At 38.3% G+C, this 21,476-nt stretch carries 16 protein-coding genes; 9 read left to right on the top strand and 7 right to left on the bottom strand.

What is annotated here, in order from left to right; genetic code table 11:
• Positions 1 to 5 precede the first annotated feature (5 nt).
• The 3 genes from purK to purE form a co-directional block, all read right to left on the bottom strand.
• Entirely contained in the window at positions 6 to 1,094 is a 1,089-nt protein-coding gene (purK, locus tag A1D26_RS07180; RefSeq protein ID WP_157403364.1) for a 5-(carboxyamino)imidazole ribonucleotide synthase, read from the bottom strand.
• Between the two features lie 96 nt (positions 1,095 to 1,190).
• Positions 1,191 to 2,156 (bottom strand): asparaginase, encoded by a 966-nt coding sequence (locus A1D26_RS07175; protein WP_157403363.1) that lies wholly within the window; start codon positions 2,154 to 2,156, stop codon positions 1,191 to 1,193.
• A gap of 10 nt (positions 2,157 to 2,166) precedes the next feature.
• Positions 2,167 to 2,661 carry a 5-(carboxyamino)imidazole ribonucleotide mutase gene (gene purE / locus A1D26_RS07170; protein WP_157403362.1) on the bottom strand — a complete coding sequence of 165 codons (495 nt, stop codon included), beginning with the start codon at positions 2,659 to 2,661 and terminating at the stop codon, positions 2,167 to 2,169.
• 370 nt (positions 2,662 to 3,031) lie between these two features.
• Here purE and aceE point away from each other — a divergent pair, with 370 nt between their 5' ends.
• The 6 genes from aceE (at position 3,032) to purF (ending at position 13,120) form a co-directional block, all read left to right on the top strand.
• Positions 3,032 to 5,689 (top strand): pyruvate dehydrogenase (acetyl-transferring), homodimeric type, encoded by a 2,658-nt coding sequence (gene aceE, locus A1D26_RS07165; RefSeq protein WP_157403361.1) that lies wholly within the window; start codon positions 3,032 to 3,034, stop codon positions 5,687 to 5,689.
• Positions 5,690 to 5,744: 55 nt separating this feature from the next.
• Positions 5,745 to 7,655 carry a pyruvate dehydrogenase complex dihydrolipoyllysine-residue acetyltransferase gene (aceF, locus tag A1D26_RS07160; RefSeq protein WP_157403360.1) on the top strand — a complete coding sequence of 637 codons (1,911 nt, stop codon included), beginning with the start codon at positions 5,745 to 5,747 and terminating at the stop codon, positions 7,653 to 7,655.
• A gap of 153 nt (positions 7,656 to 7,808) precedes the next feature.
• Positions 7,809 to 9,233 (top strand): dihydrolipoyl dehydrogenase, encoded by a 1,425-nt coding sequence (gene lpdA, locus A1D26_RS07155; protein ID WP_157403359.1) that lies wholly within the window; start codon positions 7,809 to 7,811, stop codon positions 9,231 to 9,233.
• A 157-nt stretch (positions 9,234 to 9,390) separates the two neighbouring features.
• On the top strand, positions 9,391 to 11,007 hold the full coding sequence (locus tag A1D26_RS07150) for an FAD-binding protein (RefSeq protein WP_157403389.1): 1,617 nt from the start codon (positions 9,391 to 9,393) through the stop codon (positions 11,005 to 11,007).
• A gap of 74 nt (positions 11,008 to 11,081) precedes the next feature.
• On the top strand, positions 11,082 to 11,594 hold the full coding sequence (locus A1D26_RS07145) for a CvpA family protein (RefSeq protein WP_157403358.1): 513 nt from the start codon (positions 11,082 to 11,084) through the stop codon (positions 11,592 to 11,594).
• A gap of 8 nt (positions 11,595 to 11,602) precedes the next feature.
• Positions 11,603 to 13,120, top strand: a complete 1,518-nt coding sequence (purF, locus tag A1D26_RS07140; RefSeq protein ID WP_157403357.1) for an amidophosphoribosyltransferase — start codon at positions 11,603 to 11,605, stop codon at positions 13,118 to 13,120.
• A gap of 70 nt (positions 13,121 to 13,190) precedes the next feature.
• Here the strand turns inward: purF and A1D26_RS07135 are convergent, their stop codons facing one another.
• The 4 genes from A1D26_RS07135 to A1D26_RS07120 form a co-directional block, all read right to left on the bottom strand.
• On the bottom strand, positions 13,191 to 13,850 hold the full coding sequence (locus tag A1D26_RS07135) for a prepilin peptidase (protein WP_157403356.1): 660 nt from the start codon (positions 13,848 to 13,850) through the stop codon (positions 13,191 to 13,193).
• Positions 13,847 to 15,061: a type II secretion system F family protein gene (locus A1D26_RS07130; protein WP_157403355.1), complete on the bottom strand. Its 1,215-nt coding sequence runs from the start codon at positions 15,059 to 15,061 to the stop codon at positions 13,847 to 13,849. Before A1D26_RS07130 ends, A1D26_RS07135 begins: the two co-directional genes overlap by 4 nt.
• Positions 15,054 to 16,448: a GspE/PulE family protein gene (locus A1D26_RS07125; RefSeq protein WP_157403354.1), complete on the bottom strand. Its 1,395-nt coding sequence runs from the start codon at positions 16,446 to 16,448 to the stop codon at positions 15,054 to 15,056. Before A1D26_RS07125 ends, A1D26_RS07130 begins: the two co-directional genes overlap by 8 nt.
• 65 nt (positions 16,449 to 16,513) lie before the next feature.
• The gene (locus A1D26_RS07120) at positions 16,514 to 16,951 is read right to left on the bottom strand and encodes a prepilin-type N-terminal cleavage/methylation domain-containing protein (RefSeq protein ID WP_157403353.1); all 438 of its coding nucleotides are present in this window, start codon (positions 16,949 to 16,951) and stop codon (positions 16,514 to 16,516) included.
• Positions 16,952 to 17,181: 230 nt separating this feature from the next.
• Between A1D26_RS07120 and radA the strand changes: the two genes are divergently transcribed.
• The 3 genes from radA (at position 17,182) to A1D26_RS07105 (ending at position 21,446) form a co-directional block, all read left to right on the top strand.
• Positions 17,182 to 18,561: a DNA repair protein RadA gene (gene radA / locus A1D26_RS07115; RefSeq protein ID WP_157403352.1), complete on the top strand. Its 1,380-nt coding sequence runs from the start codon at positions 17,182 to 17,184 to the stop codon at positions 18,559 to 18,561.
• 231 nt (positions 18,562 to 18,792) lie between these two features.
• On the top strand, positions 18,793 to 20,022 hold the full coding sequence (locus A1D26_RS07110; protein WP_157403351.1) for a serine/threonine transporter: 1,230 nt from the start codon (positions 18,793 to 18,795) through the stop codon (positions 20,020 to 20,022).
• 44 nt (positions 20,023 to 20,066) lie between these two features.
• Positions 20,067 to 21,446, top strand: a complete 1,380-nt coding sequence (locus tag A1D26_RS07105) for an L-serine ammonia-lyase (protein ID WP_157403350.1) — start codon at positions 20,067 to 20,069, stop codon at positions 21,444 to 21,446.
• Positions 21,447 to 21,476: the final 30 nt, after the last annotated feature.

Raw genomic sequence — 21,476 nt, 5'->3', positions numbered from 1 at the left:
GTCTATTACTCTATTTTACCTAACGCCCATTCTAACCCCGATTGGAAATCATCAGTTAGAAGTGGTTTAAATTCTTTCAGATAATGAGCAAGTTGGGTTTTATCTGTATGGCATAAGTTGATATGTCCCACTTTTCTGCCTGCTCTGACTTCTTTTCCATACCAATGAAGTTGGCTAAATGGCACGCTTAACCACTCATTGTTATGTTCAATGCCGATTAGGTTTATCATCGCACTTGGTGCGATAGGCGTTAAAACGGGTGTTGGTAGATCTAATAATGCACGAAGATGTAATTCAAATTGGCTAATAGAACAGCCTAACTGTGTCCAGTGTCCGCTATTATGTACGCGAGGGGCAAGTTCATTGATAAGCAGTTTATCGCCAACCACAAAACATTCCATTGCCATTACGCCAACATAATCAAGCTCATTCATAATTGCAGACAACATTTTCTCAGCTTGTTGTTGGAAAATTTGTTGGTTTGGTAACGCTAGGTTCATTACGCTGTAACGTAAAATACCATTTTGTTGTAGGTTGTGTGTGACAGGATAAAAACGTGTTTCACCGTTACGGAAACGAGCACCTACAAGAGAAACTTCGCCATCAAATGGGATAAATTTTTCTGCAATGACGTCACCGAAAAGATCAGGGGTGATCTGATCAATATTGTCAGCGGTCACAATCCATTGCCCACGCCCGTCATAACCACCAGTACGGCGTTTGACGACAACTTTTTCGCCTATATTGGTGAAAACCTGTTTCCATTGCTCTGGTGATTCTAGTAATTGCCAAGGCGAAGTAGAAAGTTGTAATTGATCGAGCAAAGACTTTTGCGTTAAGCGGTCAGCTAAACGTCCAAAGACCGATAAATTCACAAAGTTTTGATGGTTGCCGAGTAATTGCGTGAGTGGCGTGTCTGCCCAACGTTCAATTTCTGCGGTAATTAAACTATTAGGTTCAATATCGAAAACAGGGGCATCAAAGGCTAATGGACGTACGTCAATATCTAAAGGTGCTCCAGCGTAGCGAAGCATTCTGCCGAGTTGTCCATTTCCTAATACATATACAGTTGGGTAAGTAATACTTTTTTGCATTGTTATTTCTCATTGTTTTAAGCGGTGGGTTTGTTCCATTTTTTTGCAAAAATTTGAATAAATCTAACCGCTTGTAGATCTTCAATATGTTTCAAGTTAAAAATAGTTAGCCAAAGGTTGAGCTAATGATTGATTGAGCAGCACCAATAGCTTAATTCTGGCTTTTTGTCCGCTTAACCCTTTGGTAAAAATAATACCTTGTTGTTTGAGTTGTTTACCACCGCCAAGATAATCATAGACATCTTGGGTAATTCCGTTAAACGCTCGAGAAACGAGTACGACAGGAATGTTTGCATCTAAGAGCTTTTTCACTCCTGATAAGCAAGATGGCGGCAAATTTCCCGCACCAAGTGCTTCAATTACAACCCCATCACATTGATGCTGTGCCAGTTGTTCGAGTAAAAAACTATCCATTTCAACATAGGCTTTGACAAGCTGAACATTACGTTTCGTTAAACGTTCGATTGGGAAATGTTCATATTGTGAAAGATGTTGAAAGTAAATCACTTGGTTTTTGGTGACTAAGCCACAAGGTCCAAATGTCGGTGTTTGGAATGTAGCCACATTCGTTGTGTGTGTTTTAGTTACAAATTTAGCGTGGTGAATTTCATCATTCATTACCACGAGAACGCCTTTATTTTGGCTTTCGTCAGAAAGGGCAACTAAAATAGCACTTTGTAAGTTGATTAAGCCGTCTGCACCTAGTTCATTACTTGAACGCATAGCTCCAGTGATCGCAACAGGCACTTTGGTATTTAAGGCTAAATCAAGAAAGTAAGCGGTTTCTTCAAGTGTATCTGTACCGTGTGTGATCACAATACCATCAAATTGTTCTGCTTGGACTGCGTGTTCAATACGCTCTTTTAATATCTGCCAGTGATCTAATGTGATATGAGGAGAAGGGACATTCAGCAAAGATTCTTGGTAGAGTTTTGCTGGGTGGTTAAGTTTATCCAATGCGGCAACTAATGGATTTTTATCTGAAGGGGAAACTTTCCCATCTTCCCCTTCACTCATTGAAATTGTACCGCCTGTATGCAGAATCAGTAATTTCTTTGCCATTTATGATAACCTATTCAACTCTAGGATCTGGATTATCCAACACGCTTTGTGTTTGTTGTTGGCGGAATTGATGAAGTTTTTGTGCAAGTTCAGGGTCAAAGGCAGCAAGAATTTGAGCAGCCAATAATCCTGCATTAGCAGCTCCTGCTGGACCAATAGCTAATGTACCAACTGGAATACCTTTTGGCATTTGTACGATAGAATAGAGGCTATCTACACCACTTAACATTGAGCTTTTTACTGGCACACCTAATACTGGCACAATTGTTTTAGCTGCAATCATTCCTGGTAAATGTGCTGCACCGCCAGCCCCTGCAATAATGACCTTGTAACCATTCTGTTCGGCACCTTCTGCAAATGAGAAAAGTTTATCTGGTGTTCTGTGTGCAGAAACCACTTCAACATGGTAGGGAATTGCAAAATTTTCTAAGATTTGCACCGCTTCTGACATTGTTGCCCAATCACTTTTTGAACCCATTACAATTGCAATTTCAGCTTTTTTCATTTTTCTAAACCTTTAAGTCAAAATAATGCCTGTAAGCATACCATAAAAGGCAAACGGTTGCTTTAAAAAAAGTGCTTATACCTGAACCCTTTATCACTAATGTTTCTAGGTAAAAATAGACAAAATAGGTAGATTTTGCTATCTTGAGCGAAAATTTATCTACACTTTTTTAATAACTTTAAAAAGTTTTTAAAAATCAAGTAGATAACAATAACTAGTGATGGTGTTTGCTTAAGATGAAACAGAGGATTCTTATAGTTTTTTGATCTAAAGCAAATATCATTGTTGGTTTTTGTTTAATATTTTAGCAAACGAATAAGTCATTATTGGCTTATGTTTTATTATTTAACTCACATAAAAGGAAAAGACTATGTCAGAAATTTTACGTAATGACGTAGATCCAATCGAAACACAAGATTGGTTACAAGCACTTGATTCATTAGTTCGTGAAGAAGGAATTGAACGTGCACAATATATCGTTGAGCAACTTATTGATAAAGCACGTTTAAAAGGCGTTTCATTACCAACGGGAACGACCACTGATTATGTAAATACCATTTCTGTGGACGAACAACCTGCTTACCCTGGTGATAAAGAAATTGAACGCCGTATTCGTTCAGCCGTACGTTGGAATGCGATTGCGATGGTATTACGTAGCCAGAAGAAAGATTTGGATTTAGGCGGACATATCTCAACTTTCCAATCAGCAGCAACAATGTATGAAGTGGGGTACAACCATTTCTTTAAAGCTGCAACAGATAAAAACGGTGGCGATTTAATTTTCTCTCAAGGTCACGCAGCACCAGGTATTTATGCTCGCGCATTTATTGAAGGTCGTTTAACGGAAGAGCAATTAGATAATTTCCGTCAAGAAGCTTTCGTAGATGGCTTATCTTCTTACCCACACCCGAAATTAATGCCAGAATTTTGGCAATTCTCAACAGTATCTATGGGTTTAGGTCCTGTTAATGCAATTTATCAAGCTCGTTTCTTAAAATATTTGGAAAATCGCGGCTTAAAAGATACTGCAGATCAAAAAGTATATGCGTTCCTTGGCGATGGTGAGATGGATGAAATCGAATCTAAAGGTGCATTAACGGTTGCTGGTCGTGAGAAGTTAAATAACTTAATTTTCGTGATTAGCTGTAACTTACAACGCTTAGATGGCCCTGTAAACGGTAACGGTAAAATCGTTCAAGAATTAGAAGGCTTATTCAGCGGTGCAGGTTGGGAAGTTATTAAAGTATTATGGGGAAGTGGTTGGGATAAACTCTTTGCTAAAGACACATCAGGTAAACTTGCTCAATTGATGATGGAAGTGGTTGATGGTGATTACTTAACGTTCAAATCAAAAAATGGTGCTTACGTTCGTGAACACTTCTTTGGTCGTTACCCAGAAACTGCTGCATTAGTTGCAGATATGACTGATGATGAAATTTGGCACTTACGTCGTGGTGGTCACGATTCAGAAAAAATGTTTGCGGCGTTTGCTAAAGCACAGAAATCAGATAAACCTGTAGTTATTTTATCGCATATGGTTAAAGGTTATAAAATTCCTGAAGCTGAAAGTAAAAATACTGCACACCAATCGAAAAAAATGTCATACGAAAGCCTTAAAGGTTTCCGTGACTACTTCCACCTACCATTAACTGATGAGCAAGTTGAAAAGTTAGAGTACATCAAATTTGCAGAAGGTTCACCAGAGTACAAATATTTACACGAAAGACGTCAAGCGTTAAATGGCTACACGCCTAAACGTAGCCCGAAATTTAGCGTAGATTTCAAAGTGCCAGCACTAGAAGAATTCCAAGCATTACTTGATGCTCAACCACGTGGTATTTCAACCACAATGGCATTCTCTCGTGTATTGAATACCTTATTAAAAGATAAAAACATCGGCCAGCAAATTGTACCAATTATTGCTGACGAAGCTCGTACTTTTGGTATGGAAGGTTTATTCCGTCAAATCGGTATTTACAACCCATTTGGTCAAAACTATGTACCATCAGACCGCGATCTAGTTGCTTACTATCGTGAAGCAAAAGACGGTCAAGTATTACAAGAAGGTATCAATGAGTTAGGTGCAACGGCATCTTGGGTTGCTGCTGCAACATCTTACTCAGTAAATAACTTACCAATGATCCCATTCTTCATCTACTACTCAATGTTTGGTTTCCAACGTGTAGGCGATATGATGTGGTTAGCAGGTGACCAATTAGCACGCGGCTTTATGATCGGTGGTACATCAGGTCGTACAACCTTAAATGGTGAAGGTTTACAACACGAAGATGGTCATAGCCATATTCAAGCTGGTGTGATTCCTAACTGTGTAACATACGATCCAGCATTTGCATTTGAAGTTGCGGTTATCGTACAAGACGGTATTAAACGTATGTATGGTGAAAAACAAGAAGATGTGTTTTACTACATCACAACATTAAATGAAATTTATGACCAACCAGCAATGCCAGTAGGTGCAGAAGAGGGTATCCGTAAAGGTCTATATAAATTTGAAACTGTTGAAGGTAAAGGCAAAGGACACGTTCAGTTGTTAGGTTCTGGTGCAATCTTACGCCACGTTCGTGAAGCTGCACAAATATTAGCAAATGACTATGGTGTAACTGCAGATGTATTTAGTGCGCCATCATTTAACGAATTAGGTCGTGATGGTGCAGATGCAGCTCGCTGGAACTTATTACATCCAACAGAAACTCCACGAGTACCATATGTTTCACAAGTATTAGCGGACTTACCAACGGTTGCATCAACAGACTATATGAAACTATATGCAGAACAAATTCGTGCATACGTTCCAAGCAAACATTACCATGTGTTAGGTACTGACGGTTTCGGTCGTTCAGATAGTCGTGAAAACTTACGTGAACATTTTGAAGTAGATGCACGTTATGTTGTTGTTGCAGCATTGTCACAATTAGCGAAAGAAGGTACGGTAGAAACGAAAGTGGTTGCTGATGCAATTGCTAAGTTCGGTTTAAACGTAGATCGTATTAATCCATTATATGCCTAATCCACTAGGGGCGTAGCAATACGCCCTATAATTTGATCCTTGGAGAAAATATAAAATGTCAAAACAAATTCAAGTCCCAGATATTGGTGGCGATGAAGTTACCGTTACAGAAGTAATGGTAAAAGTAGGAGATACCATCGCTGTTGATCAAAGTATTATCAACGTTGAAGGCGATAAAGCCTCAATGGAAGTGCCAGCACCAGAAGCTGGCGTGGTAAAAGAAGTATTAGTGAAAGTAGGCGACAAAGTTTCAACGGGTTCGCCTATGCTTGTATTAGAAGCGGCAACTTCAGCAGCAACAGAAACAAAAGCAGCAGAGCCTGCAGCACCAGTAGCATCAGAACCTGTTACAAGTGCAGTTGTTGATGTAAATGTTCCAGATATCGGTGGTGATGAAGTAAATGTCACTGAAATTATGGTAAAAGTAGGTGATGTTGTTACCGTTGATCAATCCATTATCAACGTTGAAGGCGACAAAGCATCAATGGAAGTACCAGCACCAATCGCAGGCACAGTAAAAGAGATTTTAATTAACGTTGGCGATAAAGTATCAACAGGTTCACTAGTCATGCGTTTTGAAGTTGCAGGTGCAGCACCTGCTGTATCTGCACAAGTAGAAGCAGCAGCGACAGCTCCAGCTCCACAAGCGGTAACATCAGCAGTACAAGATGTAAATGTACCAGATATCGGTGGTGATGAAGTAAACGTAACTGAAATTATGGTAAAAGTAGGTGATGTTGTAGCTGTTGATCAATCAATCATCAATGTTGAAGGTGATAAAGCATCAATGGAAGTTCCAGCACCAATTGCAGGAACGGTTAAAGAAATCTTAATTAAAGTGGGCGATAAAGTATCGACTGGTACTTTAATTATGAAATTTGAAGTGGCAGGAGTAGCACCTGCACCAGTACAACAAGCACCAGCAGCGTCAGCTCAACCACAACAAGCTGCACCACAAGCAGCACCAGCACAATCAGGTAATGTATCAGGTTTAAGCCAAGAACAAGTGGTAGCAAGTGCAGGTTATGCTCACGCAACACCAGTTATTCGCCGTCTAGCACGCGAATTTGGTGTGAATTTAGATAACGTGAAAGGTACAGGTCGTAAAGGTCGTATTGTTAAAGAAGATATTGAAGCCTACGTGAAAACTGCGGTGAAAGTATTTGAAGAAGTGAAATCAGGAAAAGCACCAGCAGGCACAGGTGTGGCAAATGGTGCAGGGTTAGGTTTATTACCTTGGCCGAAAGTTGATTTCAGCAAATTTGGCGAAGTCGAAGAAGTTGAATTAAGCCGTATCAATAAGATCTCTGGTGCAAACTTACACCGTAACTGGGTAATGATTCCACATGTTACACACTTTGATCGTACGGATATCACAGAGCTTGAGAACTTCCGCAAAGAGCAAAACAAACTTGCAGAAAAACAAAAACTTGATGTGAAGATTACTCCTGTAGTGTTCATTATGAAAGCAGTGGCGAAAGCATTAGAAGCGTATCCACGTTTCAACAGCTCAATTTCTGAAGATGGTCAAAAACTAACGATTAAGAAATATATCAATATTGGTGTGGCAGTAGATACACCAAACGGCTTAGTTGTTCCAGTATTCAAAAATGTGAACAAAAAAGGCATCATCGAGCTTTCTCGTGAGTTAATGGAAGTATCGAAAAAAGCACGTGACGGTAAATTGTCAGGTTCTGATATGCAAGGTGGTTGTTTCACTATTTCAAGTTTAGGTGGTATCGGTACAACTCACTTCACACCGATTGTGAATGCACCAGAAGTTGCAATTTTAGGTGTGTCTAAATCTGAAATGGCACCAGTTTGGAACGGTAAAGAATTTACGCCACGCTTAATGCTCCCATTATCACTTTCATTCGATCACCGAGTGATTGATGGTGCAGATGGTGCGAGATTCTTAAGTTATATCAATGGTGTATTAGCGGATATTCGCCGTTTAGTAATGTAATAGAGGGAAGCGGTTAGATTAAGAAAAATTTGCAAAGAATTTTTAAAACTGACCGCTTATTTTCTATTCTGTGATCTTGTTCTCGTTAAAAAATTGTTAAAACCATTAGAATAACGATATAGTTAAGAGAAACAATTTACTTCAGAGGTAAAAATGAGCAAAGAAATTAAAACTCAAGTAGTCGTACTCGGTGCTGGTCCTGCTGGTTATTCAGCAGCATTCCGTTGTGCAGACTTAGGTTTAGAAACAGTATTAGTTGAACGTTATTCAACATTAGGTGGAGTATGTTTAAACGTAGGTTGTATTCCTTCTAAAGCATTACTTCACGTTGCAAAAGTGATTGAAGAAGCTAAACACGCAGAGCATAACGGTATTGCTTTTGGTGAACCGACTATTGATTTAGATAAAGTTCGTGCAGGTAAAGAAGCTGTTGTATCTAAATTGACAGGTGGCTTAGCTGGTATGGCGAAAGCGCGTAAAGTAACAGTGGTAGAAGGTCAAGCGACATTTGCAGATTCAAATACCTTAGTTGCGCGTGATCGTGATGGTAATCCAACAACAATCAAATTTGATAATGCAATTATTGCTGCAGGTTCTCGCCCAATCCAATTACCATTTATTCCACACGATGACCCACGTGTATGGGATTCAACAGATGCACTTAAATTAAAAGAAGTACCAAAAAGATTACTCATTATGGGCGGTGGTATCATCGGGTTAGAAATGGGTACGGTTTACAATGCGTTAGGTTCAGAAGTTGAAGTTGTTGAAATGTTTGACCAAGTAATTCCTGCAGCGGATAAAGACGTTGTGGCGATTTACACCAAACAAATCGAGAAAAAATTCAAACTAATGTTAGAAACCAAAGTAACTGCAGTAGAAGCAAAAGATGATGGTATCTATGTTTCAATGGAAGGTAAAGCGTGTAACGATACTAAACGTTATGATGCGGTATTAGTTGCTATCGGTCGTGTACCAAATGGTAAATTACTAGATGCGGGTAAAGCAGGCGTTGAAGTTGATGAACGCGGTTTCATTCACGTTGATAAACAAATGCGTACTAACGTGCCACATATTTTTGCTATCGGTGATATTGTTGGACAACCAATGTTAGCACACAAAGGTGTTCACGAAGGACACGTTGCGGCTGAAGTGATTGCAGGACAAAAACACTATTTCGACCCGAAAGTGATCCCATCGATTGCTTATACTGAGCCAGAAGTTGCTTGGGTAGGTAAAACAGAGAAAGAGTGTAAGCAAGAAGGCTTAAACTACGAAGTCGCTAAATTCCCTTGGGCTGCTTCAGGACGTGCAATTGCATCTGAATGTTCAGAAGGTATGACCAAACTTATCTTCGATAAAGACACACATCGTTTACTTGGTGGTGCTATCGTCGGTTCAAATGGTGGTGAATTATTAGGTGAAATTGGTTTAGCTATTGAAATGGGCTGTGATGCAGAAGATATCGCATTAACCATTCACGCTCACCCAACACTACACGAATCAGTTGGTTTAGCTGCTGAGGTATTTGAAGGCTCAATTACCGACCTTCCAAATCCAAAAGCGAAGAAAAAATAACTGAGATAAGAAACTGAAGCCTCTCTTGAAAAAGAGAGGTTTTTTGTTTTGATGTCTAGGAAAATATAGACACTAACAGTAAATCACTTCTCAATAGACACAATCCCTAACAAGCGGTAAGATCGTGCAACTTTTTTACAAAATCTTACCGCTTTTTATGTACCCAATTTCTATTTCTCATCATATTGAAACCGATCTTCTGATTGTTGGCACTGGCATTGCAGGTTTGGCAAGTTGTGTAGAAGCCAATGCCAAGCAAATCCGTACTGTGTTAATTAGTAAAGCACCCATTGGCAGTGGAGCGAGTTATTTTCCCCTTAAAGCGACTTTAGGTATTCAAGTTACAGGTGATAAAGACGATCAGGCTAAATTCAAAGAAGATATCGACCGAGTCGCACAAGGAATGAACAACCCTAAAATTGTGCAAGCCTATATTGAAGATTCCGCACAAGCAGTCGAGCTATTAGAGCGAATAGGTTTTCGCCCTTGGAAACGCAATGATAATCGTCCTGCGTGCTTTGCCAAATATGCTCGCCCTATCTATTTGATCAATCAGTGGAAAGAAGCTGCCGAACGTGCCAAACAGATCATTGAGCAACAGCAAACCGAATATTACGAAAATGCCACGTTGTTGCACATTGTGGTAAAACCGAATGAATCTCAACAGAATGTAGTGCAAGGGGCAATTTTCTGCCATAAAACAAGCGGTGAGATGCAATATATTTTTTGCAAAACATCGCAAATTATTCTTGCCACAGGGGGTATTGCGGGCTTATATAAAGATAACCTTTACCCTGCCGATGTGATTGGTTCTAGCCATTATATTGCTCAACAAGCAGGGGCAAAGCTGACTAATTTGGAATTTATTCAATTCATCCCCTCTTTTGTTGAACCTAAATACAAAGTATTGTTTGGCGAGCATACTTTAAAATATGTGACTAAAGTAACGGATAGCCAAGGTAACGATCTCTTTGCACACCTTTTACCCGAAGATTTTAAGCAGATGATGCGAGATCGGAGTGATTATGCCCCGTTTAGCGTTGATTTTAACTGCGTTGAATTTGATTTGGTGATGATGAAACACTTGCTTGAAAACCCACAGGAAAAAGGTGTTTATCTGCACTATTCGGCGGATTTGTATCAAGACCAAGAAGAATTTTATACAGTTTATCTAAATTGGTTAAACAATGAAGTTGGTATTCATTTATTGCGTGATAAAGTTGCTATTGCTCCTTTTGCACATAGCTGTAATGGTGGGATCGTGATTGATGATTATGCAGAAAGCGATGTAAAAGGTTTATTTGCGGTCGGGGAAGTTTCATCTTGTATTGAAGGGGCAAACCGTTTAGGCGGTAACTCCGTTGGCGGAAGCTTAGTTTTTGCTAAACGTGCGATTAAACGCATTTTGCAAAATTTAGCCCAAAACTCACCGCTTACCACGACATTTTCAGCTCAAGATTGGGAAAATTATCTTGCCACATTGGTTAATCCGCAAGGTGATGAAAGTTTAAGTGCAAGCCAACTGCTTTCGACTATTCGGGAACTAATGGCTCGTTTTGCTAATGTTTATCGTACAACGGAAAACTTAACAGCATTGCTAGATAGTTTGAAAATGCTGGAGCAACGCTATCAGCCGTTAGCTTTTCATCAACATCAAGGCATTGAAATTTACTATGCGTTAAAAACCGCACAAGCCGTAGTAAATGCAATGCTACAACGAGAAACCAGTTTAGGTTCTCACTTTAGGTTAAAAGAAAATGAAAGTTTCGCTTAATTCGGGCTACGCAAACGTTTTCTTTTTTTGTAAAATAACGCCTGTTTTGCCAAATGGGCATTTTTTGAGGTTTTATGGTTGATTTTATTATTATCGGAATTGTGGTTTTTTCAATCCTTGTCAGTTTATGGCGAGGCTTTATTGAAGAAGTAATGTCTTTGGCTGGGTGGATTATCGCCTTTTTTATCGCTAGCAAGTTTTATCCTGCAATGGCGAACTTACTTCTTCAAATTGATTCAGTTTATTTACAAAATTCAGAATATCTACGCAATGGGATTGCCGCAGCAATTTTATTTATCGCAGTATTAATCGTCAGCGGTATTATCAATGCGTTAATCGGGCAATTAGTCAGCAAGACAGGTTTATCAGGCACAGATAGAGTGCTTGGTGCTGGTTTTGGTATTTTGCGTGGAATTTTTATTGTTGCAGCGATATTGTTCTTTTTAGACACCTTCACAACTTTTGCTCAAACTGAATTATGGAAAGAATCTAAATTGATTCCCCATTTTGATTTTATTGTGAAATGGTTTTTTGAGCATTTTGAACAGTTAAAAGTAAATTCAAGTTTTTTAAAATCGGCTAACTAGAGGTTATTATGTGCGGAATTGTTGGGATTATTGGTCATTCTCCCGTAAATCAAGCTATTTATGATGGCTTAACATTATTACAACATCGTGGGCAAGATGCTGCAGGCATTGTTACCATTGATGAAGAAAATCGTTTCCGCTTGCGTAAAGCAAACGGCTTAGTCAGCGAAGTGTTTCGTCAAGAGCATATGTTGCGTTTACAAGGTAATGTCGGTATCGGACATGTTCGCTACCCAACAGCAGGTTCATCAAGTGTATCAGAAGCACAGCCCTTCTATGTAAATTCACCTTATGGTTTAACGCTTGTGCATAATGGAAATTTAACCAACAATGCCGAGTTAAAACAGCGATTATTTACACTTGCAAAACGTCACGTTAATACCAATTCGGATTCTGAAGCCTTATTAAATATTTTTGCTCATTATCTTGATCAATATCCGGCAGAACCACTCACTCCAGACAATATTTTTGAAACAGTGCGTAAAACGAATGAAGTCATTCGCGGAGCTTATGCATGTTTAGCAATGATTATTGGCTATGGAATGGTTGCATTTCGTGATCCTTACGGTATTCGCCCGTTAGTATTGGGTAAACGTGAAGAAAATGGCAAAACCGAATATATGTTCGCCTCTGAAAGTATCGCTTTAGATATTGTTGGCTTTGAATATGTACGTGATGTTCAACCTGGTGAAGCGATTTATATTACCTTTGACGGTCAATTCCATTCCGCAATTTGTGCAGATAATCCAAAACTAAATCCTTGTATTTTTGAATATGTCTATTTTGCACGCCCAGATTCGGTTATTGATGGTGTATCGGTATATGCAGCTCGTGTTCATATGGGACGTTTACTTGGCGAGAAAATCGCAACACAATGGCAAGATATTTTACCTGAAATTGATGTGGTTATCCCAATTCCTGAAACATCAACAGACATTGCACTGCAAATCGCGAACGTACTCAATAAACCTTATCGTCAAGGTTTTGTGAAAAACCGCTATGTGGCTCGTACTTTCATTATGCCAGGACAAGCACAACGTAAGTCATCGGTTCGTCGTAAACTAAACCCAATCGCAGCTGAATTTAAAGATAAAACGATCTTGTTGGTGGACGATTCTATTGTTCGCGGTACAACCTCAGAGCAGATCGTGGAAATGGCTCGTCAAGCGGGGGCTAAGAAAGTGTATTTTGCATCAGCAGCACCGGAAATTCGTTATCCAAACGTATATGGTATTGATATGCCGACTTGCGAAGAATTAGTGGCTTATGACAGAAGTGTCGAACAAGTTGCCGAAATGATCGGTGTTGATCGCCTTGTTTTCCAAGATTTAAGTGACCTGTTCAAATCTGTTCAGCTTGAAAACCCTACAATTCATAATTTTGATGCATCAGTCTTTACAGGGGAATACATTACTGGTGATGTTGATAAAGAATATCTAAATTGCATTGCTCAAGCGAGAAATGATAAAGCTAAAGCAAATCTGGCTCAACAAGCAACTAATTTGGAAATTCATAACGAAAGTTAATGTATTTATAATGTTATATCAGCTCAAAATAGCATTATGCGATTTTGAGCTGTTTTTTTATTACCCATTCTTAACCTAAAACCACCATAGAAAAGCTAATAAAAGGAATAAAAGGGAGTTTTGTTAATCGTTTTTTGGTTGCAAGATAAAAAATCAGTGAATAACCTATGCCTGCGACACTGCCAATAAATAGCAACCAACAAAATTGTTCTAATGAGAATAAAGGTGATAGAGCAATGAGTAAAATTATATCTCCTGAACCCAGTGCTTCTTTGTTGAAAAGATATTTAATCAATAAAGAGAGTAAACTAAAAAAGAGAATAACAATAAATAAAGTGAAAATCCGCTCGTAGAGAAAATAGGATTGATTAAAGAGTAACTCTGTGATTGCAAGTAGAAAAATAATAGCAATGTAATGTATATCAGTTAAGTAATAATAAATATCAATAAAAGAGAGATAAATTAGAATAAAGATAACCAATAAAATAAATATTGAGTATGAACTAAATATTGAAAATAATAGAAAGAATAAGCTCATTAAATAGAAATATGTAAATGGCTTAGGTTGCAATTTGGAACATCTAACAAAATCATCTTGCGTCATTTCAAAATCAATCAGGGTTGTAACATCTTGAAAAATAGCGTGGTTGATTTTATTCGGAAATTGGCTGAATGCACGTTTAAACCAAAACAGCATTGAGCAAGCAATCAGTAATTTTAAAGCGATCATTCTACTAACGCCCCCATATCAAAAATTGGCAAATAGAGCCCAAGCATAATTGTGCCGACAATTACCCCCATAATCAGCATTAGCATTGGTTCAAGTAAGTGTGAAAGTATGTCAATTTGATAATCCAGTTTTTGTTGATATATTTCACTAATATGATGAAGCATTTGACTAAGATTACCGCTTTGCTCACCAATAGCGATCATTTGTATCATTTCAGTGTCAAACACAGTCGGATTAAGCCCTTCATAAAAACGGTAGCCTTGTTGTAGTAACTGGAGCATAAATTTGACTTCTTCTTGTAAAATAGGATCATCACTTTGTGTATCCTGAAAAGCCTGTAAGATCTGATTTAAACGGATATGAGCATCTATCATCAAGCTACAATTTTGACAAAAAAAGACAATTCTAGCTTGCTTAATAATTTGGCTAAATATTGGTAATCGGCCCAATAATAAGAATTTAGCTCGTTTTAATAGCTTGGTTTTCTTATTTATAAAATACAGTAAAAAGCATAATATAAGCGTAAAAATAAATAATCCATAAATTGTATTAGTTAGAAATTGTGAAAATGAAAAGAGTAATTGTGTAATAAAAGGTAATTCTTTCGATTTATTATCATAGAGTTCTGCAAATTGTGGCACAATAAAAATAAGCAATAATAAGGATAGACTTATTGAAATGAATAAAATCATAGCAGGGTAAAATAGAATTTTTTTGATTTTTTTATTTAATTTATCCGATTTACTGCGAGATTCTGCCATATTGCATAAAATCGTGGTTAAGTTACCGCTTGTTTCTCCCATTTTAATCAGTTGGATTTCTTGATGAGATAAATAAAACGGCAGTTTTTCTAACGCTTGAGAAAAAGAGTAACCAGATTCAATCTGTAAAATAAGATGTTGTAACCATTGAAATAAGCGAATCTGTTGGCAATTTTCTTTTATCATTACTAACGCTTGCTTTAACGGAATATGAGCCTGAACTAATAATGCAAGTTGATGAATAATTTGGGTAACATCATCTTGTTTAGGTGGAGTTGGAAGCACAAAATTTCGTTGTATACGAATATGACTGATACCTTGAGCTAAAAGTCGTTTTTCGGCTTCATCTTTATGTGTTACAAGTAGTTTTCCACCCTGTTTTTGCTGAAAACGATTTAGCCCTTTCCAACGATATTCATAAATACGTTCTGTTACTAAATTTTTATTCATTTCCTAGCACCCTTTCGACTTCAGATAGATCGGTCTGCTGATTGGCAATTTTTTCTTTTGCACTCTCAAACAGTGTTGGAAAATCTAAATAAGCGGTCTGTTTCTCAAATTCTTTTGCAGAGCGACTTAAAAATTGATAGACGCCTATTCGCCCTTTATAGCCTTGATAGCAATGAGAACAGCCTTTGCCTACGCATTTCAGGCATATTTTTCTGACAAGTCGTTGAGCGATCACTAAGAGTAGGGCGTTTTTAATTTCATATTCTTGGATGCCTAACTGAGTAAGACGCTCTACGGCAGAAAGTGCATCATTGGTGTGTAATGTAGAAAGCACTAAATGCCCTGTTTGTGCAGCACTTAATGCCATTTTGGCACTCTCTCTATCACGAATTTCTCCAAGCATAATGATGTCGGGATCTTGGCGTAAAAAAGTGCGTAATAGTCGGCTGAAATCCAGTTGAATATTAGGATTTACTTGTGTTTGGATTAAGCCATCAATTTCAATTTCAATCGGATCTTCTGCGGTAAGAATATGTTTTTCGGTTTGGTTTAAATGGCTTAACGCACTATATAGGGTAATACTTTTGCCACTTCCTGTTGGTCCTGTAACCAGTATCAAGCCTTGTGGTTGTTGAAGTGCATTAAGCAAAAGCTGTTTTTGGTTAGCGTTAAAACCGAGATCTGAAAAATCAAAATGAGTAGGTTTATTTTTTTGTAAACGCAGAACAACTTTTTCACCATAGTTTGTTGGTAAGGTTGATACCCTAAAATCTAAAGTATCAGAAAGTGCGGTAGTAAAACTAAATTGTCCGTCTTGCGGGAGGCGAGATTCGCTAATATCCAGTTTGGCAAGCAATTTAATCCGTGAGAGAATTCGCTGACTAAAGTGGTGTGAAAGCGTTTTATAAAGATGCAAAACTCCATCAATGCGTAAGCGAATAACTAAACGATCTTGTCTTGGTTCAATATGTATATCTGAAACTTGTTGAGCAACACAAGTTTTAAAGAGGTTATCTAAAATTTGAATAATCGGATCATTCAAGTCTAAATGTTCACCACTATGCTCAGTGTAGTCATAATGTTCCGTATTCTCGTAGAGCTGCACTTGTTGTTCTGGAGAAAGTGCATTGAGTAAGTATTTCAGCTCTTCGCTGGCGATAATCACAGGTTCTATCTGCTTATTATGCAAGAAGGCGAACATTTCACAAGCACTGAGATTATTTTCATCATCAATGGCTAACCATAAAGTGTGATGATTTTCTTGAATTGGTAGAGCCAAATAGCGTTGCAAAAGGTGTTTTTCTTGACAATTACGTTGCCACAAATCTTGTTCAATTTGAAATAACCTATCGCTATTTTTCTCATAAACCGCATATTCAGACAGCATTTTTCCCCCTTAAGATCAGGCTCTTTCTTGGTTTGAATTAAAGAAAGAGCCTATAAATATCAACTCTAGCCACAGAATCCAGCAGGGAACAGACTTGTATCACTGCCTTTACATTTTGTTGCCCAACTAATATTTCCATTGGTTACTGTTGGTGTAAGGGTGTAGCCATAACCATCTAAATTGCCTTTTCCATCAACAGTAATAACCCCAGCAGATACTGCAACTGATTTTAAGTATTTGGCATCATTACTTTCGGTTTTAGCCGCCTGAATACCATTTGAACCTGCAGCACAGTTTGTAACAGCCCCAGTGTTGTAAATACAGATTTCAACGTCTGATTTATAAGATGCAGATGCTCGAAGTAGCTCGGAAAGTGCCGCTTTCTGGGTATAACTGGTATAAGATGGAATAGCGATAGTCGCTAGAATAGCAATGATTGCAATGACAATCATTAATTCAATCAGTGTAAAAGCCTTTTGGATAGGCGAAATTAATTTGTACATAGGTTTCCTTAAATGAATAGTAAGTAAATGTAAAACAATGAGTGGTGTTTCAACACCTTGTTTAGTTTCACTCTTTTCTTGAAAAAGGCGAGTAAGCAAATTCTGTTTGTCGATCGAGATCGAAAAATTAGAATTTTCCTGTTTATTTAAACAGTGTTTTTTGCTAGTATCGCCACAATTTAGTGATAACTCACTGAACAGCACAGAATTTAGTCGTAATAGAGGTAAAAATGGCAAAGGCACCAAAAACAGCTTATGTATGTAGTGATTGTGGAGCAGAGTATGCTCGTTGGATGGGGCAATGCCGAGCGTGTATGGCCTGGAATACGATTAGTGAAGTCCGTTTAATTTCAGGGAAAAAAGAGAGCAAGGGCGATAGATTTAGTGGCTATGCAGGCGAAACTTCAGGAAAAGTACAAAAACTTGCTGAAATTGATTTGCAAGAAGTTCCCCGTTTTAGCAGTGGTTTTTATGAACTTGATCGTGTACTTGGTGGGGGAATTGTACCAGGCAGTGCTATTTTAATTGGTGGACACCCTGGGGCAGGGAAAAGTACCTTGCTATTACAAGTAATGTGTGGTTTATCAAGCCAAATTCCGACACTTTATGTCACAGGGGAAGAGTCATTACAGCAAGTCGCAATGCGAGCACATCGTTTAGGGTTACCAGCAGATAATCTTAAAATGCTTTCGGAAACTTCTGTTGAGCATATCTGTAACATTGCCGATCAGGAAAAACCAAAGTTAATTGTGATTGACTCTATCCAAGTAATGCACCTAGCAGATATACAATCTTCCCCTGGGAGTGTTGCACAAGTGCGTGAATGTGCATCTTTTCTAACTCGTTATGCTAAAACTCGCCAAGTTGCCATTATTATGGTGGGGCACGTTACCAAAGATGGCACTTTAGCTGGGCCAAAAGTGTTAGAACACTGTATTGATTGCTCTATTTTACTGGAAGGGGAAGCAGATTCTCGTTATCGCACTTTGCGTAGTCATAAAAACCGTTTTGGTGCAGTGAATGAGTTAGGTGTGTTTGCAATGACAGAGCAAGGATTACGAGAAGTGAAAAACCCTTCAGCAATTTTTCTCAGTCGTAGTGAAGAACAGACTTCAGGTAGCTCCGTAATGGTGCTATGGGAAGGTACACGCCCATTGCTAGTCGAAATTCAAGCATTGGTTGATCACTCAATGTTAGCCAATCCAAGACGTGTTGCCGTAGGGCTAGAGCAGAACCGCCTGTCATTATTACTTGCTGTACTACATCGGCACGGTGGTTTACAAATGTCAGATCAAGATGTATTTGTGAATGTTGTTGGTGGTGTTAAAGTGACAGAAACCAGTGCTGATTTAGCCTTATTACTTGCCTTAATTTCCAGTTTCCGTAATCGCCCATTACCCCAAGATCTTGTAGTTTTTGGTGAAGTTGGATTAGCGGGAGAAATTCGCCCTGTTCCAAGCGGTCAAGAACGTATTAGCGAAGCGGCTAAACATGGATTTAAACGAGCCATTATTCCAGCTGGTAATGCACCTAAAAAAGCAATTAAAGGAATGGAGGTTTTTACCGTCAAAAAACTGAGTGATGCACTAGATATTGTGACTGGGTTATAAAATTGAGTAGGTGATTTATTAGAAGATATACAATAGTATGAATTTCTACTATTTGTTTAATATTAGGAATTAAACCCTATAAGTCTAATTTATTATCGCTTAATTTACTAGAAAAGCAGATTTTTTTACTTAGATCATATTTTTCTCTCTTTTAGATTGTGGTTTTTATGTAAAGGGCTATTATTCGCCACGTTTTATATTTACATAATTTACAAAATATCTGGAGGAACTATGAAACAGGATAATGCGACACGTTTTTCATTAACGTGGGTATTAAACTTATTTGGTACTGCTGTTGGTGCGGGGGTTCTCTTTTTACCAATCAATGCGGGTATGGGCGGATTTTTACCTTTAGTGGTAATGACAGTATTAGTTGGACCAATGACTTATTTAGCACATCGGGGGCTAGCTCGATTTGTTTTATCGTCAAGTAAACCAGGGAGCGATATTACCAGTGTAGTACAGGAGCATTTTGGAGTAACAGCAGGGAAATTGATTACGTTACTTTATTTCTTTGCTATATTTCCGATCTTGTTGATCTATGGTGTAGGAATAACTAATACCGTTAGCTCTTTTGTAGAAAATCAGCTTCATCTTACCGCTCCACCAAGGGCCGTCTTATCCTTTATGTTGATTGCAGCAATGATTGGGGTAATGTTACTGAGTGAAACTGCGATGCTTAAAATCACAACCTATTTAGTCTATCCTTTGGTGGCGATTTTATTAGGGTTATCACTTTATCTGATTCCACAATGGAATGGAGCAGCACTTTCGCAAATGCCACAAACGAGTGATTTTCTCACTGCATTATGGCTAACTATTCCCGTGTTAGTCTTTTCATTTAATCATTCGCCTGCGATTTCATCTTTTGCACTATCACAACAAAAATTCTATCAAGATCCGCAACAAACAGACAAAGCTAGCAACACTGTATTACGTTGTACTTCAGGCATTTTAGTCTTGTTCGTGATGTTTTTTGTGTTTAGTTGTGTCTTAACTTTAACGCCACAAGAATTGTTAGAAGCAAAAGCACAGAATATTTCAATTCTATCTTACTTAGCGAATAAATTTGATAATCCAATCATCTCTTATTTTGGACCTTTTGTTGCATTTTTAGCAATTGGTAGCTCTTTCTTTGGGCATTACTTGGGTGCCAGAGAAGGTTTGGAAGGATTAGTTAATCAAATGCGTAGTGAACCAATTGAACCTGAAAAATTCAAAAAAATTACAGCATTATTATTCTTGATTGTGTTATGGATTGTTGCCACGATAAACCCAAGTATTTTAGGTTTTATTGAGAGTTTAGGGGGGCCAATTATTGCAATGATCTTATTTATTATGCCAATGTACGCCATTCATAAAATTCCAGCATTGCAACAATTCAAAGGTAAATTAAGTAATGCTTTTGTGACTGTAATGGGGTTCATTGCTATTTCTGCTATTCTTTATGGTTTCTTCTAAATTTTATAGAATGACCAATTTTATTAGCATTAAGTGTGGGTAAAATGATAAGTGTATTTGATATGTTTAAAGTGGGAGTTGGGCCTTCTAGCTCCCATACGGTAGGGCCAATGAAGGCGGCAAAAGAGTTTGTTGATTGTTTAATTGATTGCAAATTTTTAGCGAAAACAGACCGCTTACAAGCAGATGTTTATGGCTCATTGGCATTAACTGGTCGTGGACATAGCACTGATACAGCAATCATTATGGGGTTGATGGGATATCTTCCTGATAATGTTGAGATTGATCGTATTGAGAGCGTCATTAATCAGCTTAAAGAACAGAAAATATTACGAGTAGCAGAGGCTCAAGCGGAGCATCAAAAAGCGATTTCGTTTGATTTTTTTGCGGATATGCCATTCCATTATGATTTCTTACCACGCCACGAAAATGGAATGAACTTTAAGGCTTTTTCTCAAGGTGAGCTATTATTAGAGAAAACCTATTATTCCATTGGCGGTGGTTTTATTGTGTCTGATGAGAATTTTGATAGTGCTAAACAAAATGGTGTTACTGTTCCTTTTCCTTATCAAAATGCAACGGATCTGCTTAAACACTGCAAACAGCAAGGTTTGCCTTTATCATCTTTAGTTTGGAAAAATGAGTTGGCTTTACGTTCTAAGCAGGAAATTAGCGACTATTTGTTGAAAGTTTGGCGGACAATGGACGCTTGCATTGAGCGAGGTTTACATACGGAAGGGTTGCTTCCTGGGCCACTTAAAGTTGTTCGTCGAGCCGCTGCATTACGCAGAACCCTTGAAGCCACAGGTAAATTAAACAATGATCCGATGCAAATTATTGACTGGGTAAATTTATTTGCCTTAGCCGTTAATGAAGAAAATGCTGCAGGTGGACGAGTGGTTACCGCACCAACAAATGGAGCTTGTGGCATTGTACCAGCCGTATTGGCATATTACCGTAAATTTGTGGGTGAACTGAACCAAGAAACGTTAGAACGCTATTTTCTGACCGCAAGCGTGATTGGCTCACTGTATAAAATGAATGCATCTATTTCAGGAGCAGAAGTTGGTTGTCAAGGTGAAGTTGGCGTTGCTTGTTCAATGGCAGCAGCAGGGCTTGCTGAGATAATGGGAGGTACACCCGATCAAGTATGTAGTGCGGCAGAAATTGGAATGGAACATAATTTAGGTTTAACTTGTGACCCTGTTGGCGGGCAAGTACAAGTGCCTTGTATTGAACGTAATGCCATTGCATCAGTCAAAGCAATCAATGCTTGCCGAATGGCATTAAGGCTTACTTCCCAACCTCGTGTTACGCTAGATAAAGTTATCGAAACAATGTATGAAACGGGGAAAGATATGAATGCCAAATATCGTGAAACATCAACAGGTGGGCTTGCCATCAAAATTGTACCTTGCGACTAGTAGGCATAAATCAAAAGCAAATAGACAATC

The organism is Ursidibacter maritimus (genome assembly GCF_009761395.1).
Lineage (GTDB): Bacteria > Pseudomonadota > Gammaproteobacteria > Enterobacterales > Pasteurellaceae > Ursidibacter > Ursidibacter maritimus.
Note: the sequence above shows the minus strand (reverse complement) of the source record. Positions and strands in the feature narration are given on the sequence as shown.

What these genes read in the sequence shown, in the direction of transcription:
- A1D26_RS07145 (WP_157403358.1), top strand. Translation starts at nt 11,082, where the DNA reads ATGGTTGATTTTATTATTATCGGAATTGTGGTTTTTTCAATCCTTGTC.
- aceE (WP_157403361.1), top strand. Translation starts at nt 3,032, where the DNA reads ATGTCAGAAATTTTACGTAATGACGTAGATCCAATCGAAACACAAGAT.
- radA (WP_157403352.1), top strand. Translation starts at nt 17,182, where the DNA reads ATGGCAAAGGCACCAAAAACAGCTTATGTATGTAGTGATTGTGGAGCA.
- A1D26_RS07135 (WP_157403356.1), bottom strand. Translation starts at nt 13,850, where the DNA reads ATGATCGCTTTAAAATTACTGATTGCTTGCTCAATGCTGTTTTGGTTT.
- purE (WP_157403362.1), bottom strand. Translation starts at nt 2,661, where the DNA reads ATGAAAAAAGCTGAAATTGCAATTGTAATGGGTTCAAAAAGTGATTGG.
- A1D26_RS07130 (WP_157403355.1), bottom strand. Translation starts at nt 15,061, where the DNA reads ATGAATAAAAATTTAGTAACAGAACGTATTTATGAATATCGTTGGAAA.
- A1D26_RS07110 (WP_157403351.1), top strand. Translation starts at nt 18,793, where the DNA reads ATGAAACAGGATAATGCGACACGTTTTTCATTAACGTGGGTATTAAAC.
- A1D26_RS07175 (WP_157403363.1), bottom strand. Translation starts at nt 2,156, where the DNA reads ATGGCAAAGAAATTACTGATTCTGCATACAGGCGGTACAATTTCAATG.
- A1D26_RS07120 (WP_157403353.1), bottom strand. Translation starts at nt 16,951, where the DNA reads ATGTACAAATTAATTTCGCCTATCCAAAAGGCTTTTACACTGATTGAA.
- purF (WP_157403357.1), top strand. Translation starts at nt 11,603, where the DNA reads ATGTGCGGAATTGTTGGGATTATTGGTCATTCTCCCGTAAATCAAGCT.
- A1D26_RS07125 (WP_157403354.1), bottom strand. Translation starts at nt 16,448, where the DNA reads ATGCTGTCTGAATATGCGGTTTATGAGAAAAATAGCGATAGGTTATTT.
- aceF (WP_157403360.1), top strand. Translation starts at nt 5,745, where the DNA reads ATGTCAAAACAAATTCAAGTCCCAGATATTGGTGGCGATGAAGTTACC.
- A1D26_RS07105 (WP_157403350.1), top strand. Translation starts at nt 20,067, where the DNA reads ATGATAAGTGTATTTGATATGTTTAAAGTGGGAGTTGGGCCTTCTAGC.
- lpdA (WP_157403359.1), top strand. Translation starts at nt 7,809, where the DNA reads ATGAGCAAAGAAATTAAAACTCAAGTAGTCGTACTCGGTGCTGGTCCT.
- A1D26_RS07150 (WP_157403389.1), top strand. Translation starts at nt 9,391, where the DNA reads ATGTACCCAATTTCTATTTCTCATCATATTGAAACCGATCTTCTGATT.
- purK (WP_157403364.1), bottom strand. Translation starts at nt 1,094, where the DNA reads ATGCAAAAAAGTATTACTTACCCAACTGTATATGTATTAGGAAATGGA.